This window comes from Rhodococcus sp. EPR-134 (assembly GCF_001647205.1).
Lineage (GTDB): Bacteria > Actinomycetota > Actinomycetes > Mycobacteriales > Mycobacteriaceae > Rhodococcus_F > Rhodococcus_F qingshengii.
On sequence record NZ_LVCT01000211.1, the window covers coordinates 1 to 4,764 of the forward strand.

The 4,764-nt window shown below is 64.8% G+C and carries 5 protein-coding genes; 2 read left to right on the forward strand and 3 right to left on the reverse strand.

The genetic code is table 11. From position 1 onward, the window contains the following. On the reverse strand, nucleotides 1–166 hold a 166-nt coding region (locus A2J01_RS09610; RefSeq protein WP_197494190.1), incomplete at its 3' end, for a phosphoglycerate mutase family protein. 59 nt (nucleotides 167–225) lie between these two features. Here A2J01_RS09610 and A2J01_RS09615 point away from each other — a divergent pair. After that, a complete protein-coding gene (locus A2J01_RS09615; RefSeq protein WP_030535000.1) occupies nucleotides 226–1,023 on the forward strand; it encodes a ParA family protein in 798 nt (265 codons plus the stop codon). Nucleotides 1,024–1,036: 13 nt separating this feature from the next. Here the strand turns inward: A2J01_RS09615 and A2J01_RS09620 are convergent, their stop codons facing one another. Both A2J01_RS09620 and A2J01_RS09625 read right to left on the reverse strand, forming a co-directional pair. Next, the gene (locus A2J01_RS09620) at nucleotides 1,037–2,239 is read right to left on the reverse strand and encodes an Rv3212 family protein (protein WP_064112598.1); all 1,203 of its coding nucleotides are present in this window, start codon (nucleotides 2,237–2,239) and stop codon (nucleotides 1,037–1,039) included. Nucleotides 2,240–2,248: 9 nt separating this feature from the next. Beyond that, the gene (locus A2J01_RS09625; protein ID WP_030534998.1) at nucleotides 2,249–3,853 is read right to left on the reverse strand and encodes a DEAD/DEAH box helicase; all 1,605 of its coding nucleotides are present in this window, start codon (nucleotides 3,851–3,853) and stop codon (nucleotides 2,249–2,251) included. A gap of 377 nt (nucleotides 3,854–4,230) precedes the next feature. Between A2J01_RS09625 and A2J01_RS09630 the strand changes: the two genes are divergently transcribed. Beyond that, a partial coding sequence (locus A2J01_RS09630; RefSeq protein WP_064112599.1) for a ferritin-like fold-containing protein occupies nucleotides 4,231–4,764 on the forward strand: 534 nt, incomplete at its 3' end.

Genomic DNA, 4,764 nt, shown 5'->3' on the forward strand with positions numbered 1-4,764 from the left:
CGGTCGCGGTTGCCTGCATCTCGCCGAGCGGAGTCAGCGGAACCTCGGTCCGGCCCGTGTGTTTCCCGGTGCGTGCCCACTCGGTTTCACCGTGTCGCATGAGTACGACGCGAGCACCGAGGGGGATCGACGAGGGGGCGGACTGGGACGTCATGTCGACCATCATTGCAGGCTGCCTCGCGTGTGTAGCTCGCCTCCTGGCGCGAAGTGCGCAAGGATCTACGTGTGACGACGGTTCTCGCAGTGGCGAATCAAAAGGGCGGCGTGGCTAAAACCACTACCGTCGCTTCTCTCGGTGCGGCTTTGTCCGCGCTCGGACAACGAGTCTTGGTGGTGGATCTCGACCCGCAGGGCTGCCTGACGTTCTCGCTCGGACACAACCCGGATCGCCTCGAGCGTTCGGTCAACGAGGTCCTGGCGGGTGATCTCGACGCGGTCGACGCCGTGCTGAAGACGGACGACGGTATGGATCTCCTGCCGGCCACGATCGATCTCGCGGGCGCCGAAGCGCTGCTCCTGATGCGACCCGGTCGAGAGTTCGCGCTCAAGCGGGCGCTGTCTCCGCTCCTGGGCTCTTACGACGTCATCATCATCGACTGCCCACCGTCGTTGGGTGTGCTCACACTCAACGGATTGACTGCGGCGCAGTCGGTTCTGGTTCCACTGCAATGCGAAACCCTCGCACACCGCGGCGTCGGACAGCTGCTGCGTACGGTTCGTGAAGTCCAAGCCATCACCAACCCGGATCTTGTTCTGCTCGGCGCACTTCCGACTCTGTACGACGCTCGAACCACGCACAGTCGCGACGTGCTCGCCGACGTCAGCGACCGCTACTCCCTGGCCGTTCTGGCGCCTCCGATCCCACGCACCGTCAAGTTCGCCGAGGCGTCCGCGTCGGGCGCGACGGTCCTCGCCGGACGAAAGAACAAGGGTGCGGATGCCTATCGTGAACTCGCGGACAATCTCGTAAAGCATTGGGCTGGAAACGAAGTCGTGACTTTCGCGCCGGAGCTGGCGATCTGAGGAAGGTGAGCTTCTAGCGCAGCGCGAACAAGGTATCGCCGCGCTGTTCCAGAATCGTCTCGCCCGCACTGGCGAGCACGATCGGTGTCGCCGTCTCACCGCGGTCGACTGCGATCATGCGCTGCACCGCTCCGTCCGACGGACTGACGGCTGCAATGCCGCCCGGAACGGGGATGAGCATCTGACCGGCAACCATGCTTCCGGGTCCGGACGTTCCGTTGACGATCCACGTCGGAGCCAGATCGCTCAGGCGCAGGTTGACGGTCTGCGAGCCGGTCCACCACGTGATCGAAGCCTTGTCGGCGTGGGTGCGGGCGCCTTCGGTCACCGCTCCCTCGATCGGATAGTCGACGATCGGATTGCCGGATCCGTCGAAAATGGTGATGCGAGAAACGGTTCCGTTGGCGGCAGGGAGGTAGACGGCCGTCTTTTCGCCGGCCACGGCAAGCAGGCGGGCGCCCTCGGAGTCGAGGAGAATCGCGGATCCGTACTCTTCGGGTTCCTGGGCGTCCTTGGGTGCGGGATTCATCACCGTCAACCTGTTGGAGGCTTCACCGGGGCAGCGCTCGAGTACCGAGACTCGGTTGGCGCTCGACGCAGCGTCGAGCAGCGTGCATCCGGTGCGGGGTTGCTTGTTGGGGTTGACCTTCGCGTCGACCCGGCCGTACTCGAGGGTTCGGACGAGGTCCGAGCGCCACAGTTCCATTCGCTCACTGCCGCGCGAAATCAGGTAGGTGCCGTCCGCTGAAAGGCTGACCGCAGAATCGGCGTCGCTGTTGCGCTGGTCCTTTCGGGCGCCGGTGTCGGCGACCAGCGACGTGACCTGAGAGCAACCGCGATCGTCCTGATAGACGCTGACGACGCGATCCCACGAACCGATCGCGCCGCACAGCGGAATGTTGCGCGCGTATCGCCATACTTCTTCGCCCGTTGCCGGATCGCGGCCGATCACCTCGGAGCCGTCGGCGGTGACGACGGCATTTCCGACGGTGATCGGTGCCGTCGAGTCGGCACTGGGAGATTCCCACGTCTGCTTCAGGATGTCGGGTAACAACACCGACGTCGACAGAGGTGGGAGTGGAGATTCGGCGGTGACCGAGGTGGTTCCGCGCGCATCACTGCGCAACCACACAACGGTCACCGCCACGATTACGGCCAGCGCGATTGCCAGCGCACCGATGACATCTGAGCGAGTACGCCTTTCGGGAGCCAGCACATCGGCAGCTTACTCTGCGGCGCCTGCTGTCGCGGAAGCCGCGGGGCGACGACGCCGACGGCGACGCGGCTTGGCCGCTCCGTCTTCGTCCGAGTTCTCGGCAGCGGTTGCCGCGGGTGCCGAAGGGGGAGCTGTGGTGGCGCCGGCGGTGGTGGACGTCGCGGCGTCGGTCGAAGCGCCGGCGCGGGTGCGGCGACGGGTCCGGTTGCGGCGGGGAGCGGCCTTCTCTTCGTTGCCGTCCGAGTCGGTCGACTTCGGCGCGTCTGCTTTGTCCGTTGCTGCTTTGTCCGTTGCTGCCTTCTCCGGGGCGGCCTTGGCCTTGCGAACAGTGCCCTTGGCATCGGCCGGAATGGACAACTCTTCGTAGAGGTGCGGCGAGCTGGAGTAGGTCTCGACCGGGTCGGGGATTCCGAGGCTCAGTGCCTTGTCGATGAGCTGCCAGCGAGGGATGTCGTCCCAGTCGACCAGCGTGACGGCGATGCCGGTGCGTCCGGCGCGGCCGGTACGACCGATGCGGTGGACGTAGGTCTTCTCGTCCTCGGGGCACTGGTAGTTGATGACGTGGGTGACGTCGTCGATGTCGATACCGCGGGCAGCGACGTCGGTGGCGACCAGAACGTCGACCTTGCCGTTACGGAAGCCCTTCAGCGCCTTTTCACGGGCGATCTGGCCGAGGTCACCGTGGACGGCACCGACGGAGAAGCCGCGTTCCGCGAGATCGTCGGCCACCTTCTGGGCTGTGCGCTTGGTGCGGGTGAAGATCATCGTCGCGCCGCGGCCTTCGGCCTGCAGGACGCGGGCGACCATCTCGGCCTTGTCGAGCGCGTGTGCACGGTAGATGTGCTGGCTGGTGCGATCGTGCACCGCGGAGGATTCGGCCTCTTCGGCGCGGATGTGCGTCGGCTGCGTCAGGAAGGTGCGAGCCAGGGTGATGATCGGGCCGGGCATCGTCGCGGAGAAGAGCATCGTCTGACGCTTGTCGGGGACCATGCCCATGAGGCGTTCGATGTCGGGGAGGAATCCCAGGTCGAGCATTTCGTCGGCCTCGTCGAGGACGAGAACGCCCACCTTGCCCAGGATCAGGTGCGACTGGTTGGCGAGGTCGAGCAGGCGACCCGGGGTGCCGACGACAACGTCGACGCCCTTCTGGAGTGCCGAGATCTGCGCCTCGTACGGACGGCCGCCGTAGATGGGCAGAACCTGGAGACCGCGGTCGCCGACCCGGAGGTACTTGCTGGCGTTCTCGAGGTCGCGGGCGACCTGGATGCACAGCTCGCGGGTGGGAACGATGATCAGAGCGCGGGGCGTGCCGTCGAGAACAGCTGTGCCGTTCTCGGCGGTGACGATGCGATGCAGGAGCGGGACGCCGAAACCGAAGGTCTTGCCCATTCCGGTGCGGGCCTGACCGATGAGGTCGTCACCGGCGAGAGCCAACGGAAGGGTGAGTTCCTGGATGGCGAAGGTGCGCTCGATGCCGATCTCGTTCAGTGCGCGGACGATTTCGTCGCGGACACCGAGTTCGGCGAAGCTCGGGGGTACATGGGTGTCGTCGAGCTGGACGGAAACGGTGTTCTCGGTTGCTTCGTCTTCGTGGTCGACAGTGATCTTGCTCAGGGGACTAGCCTTTCCTCGTGGCGGTACGCACGCACAAGGTAAGGGGCCAGGCCGTAAGTCGGCCGATGTCGATGCCCTCTTTTTCTTCGGTCATGCCTACGCCTCAGCACTGAATTCCACTCGGACGAATTCGAACCGTCCGGAGATCTCGGCGAAGCGGGCGACAACCGTCGATGCAGGTGCGCGCACATTATCGGTGGGGTTCGTGTGAATACAGCCGTCCCGGCTAACCAATTGGCCCGGGGGAACTGGCGAACTCCCAAGACCATTGTAGCTGCACGTTGTCCGTCCCTCGCGATGACATGTCGAAGATCACCGAATCGGACATGCGGTCCTTGCCGGTCGCGTCGGCCGTCGAAGCACTACAGTTCGTAGTCATGGGCGCACACGATCTTGATGCTTCGACGGACGCTGGAACCGGAGGCCGAGTCGCTTCCGATCACCCCGGCGTGATCGATTTGTTTGCCGTTCTCGCGTATGGCGAGATTTCGGCGTTCTACCGCTTGGCGGAGGACGCACAAATGGCACCGGACCTGCGAGGCAAGGTGGCGTTCGCCAGCATGGCCGCCGCCGAGATGGACCACTTCGAGACTCTGGAAACGGCGTTGACGGAACGTGGCCACGAGATCTTCGCCGTCATGGACCCGTTCGTTCGAGCTCTCGACAACTACCACGCGTCGACGACACCGTCGACGTGGCTGGAATCGCTCGTGAAGGCGTACGTCGGCGACGGAATCGCTGCCGACTTCTATCGCGAGATCGGGCACTCCCTCCCGGCGGATGTCGCGGAAATCGTCGAGGACGTGCTGTCCCAGACGGGCCACTCGGAGTTCGTGGTGCTCGAGGTGAAGGCAGCAGTGGAGGCCAGTACTCGCGCCAAGGACCGGTTGATGCTGTGGGGACGCCGTCTT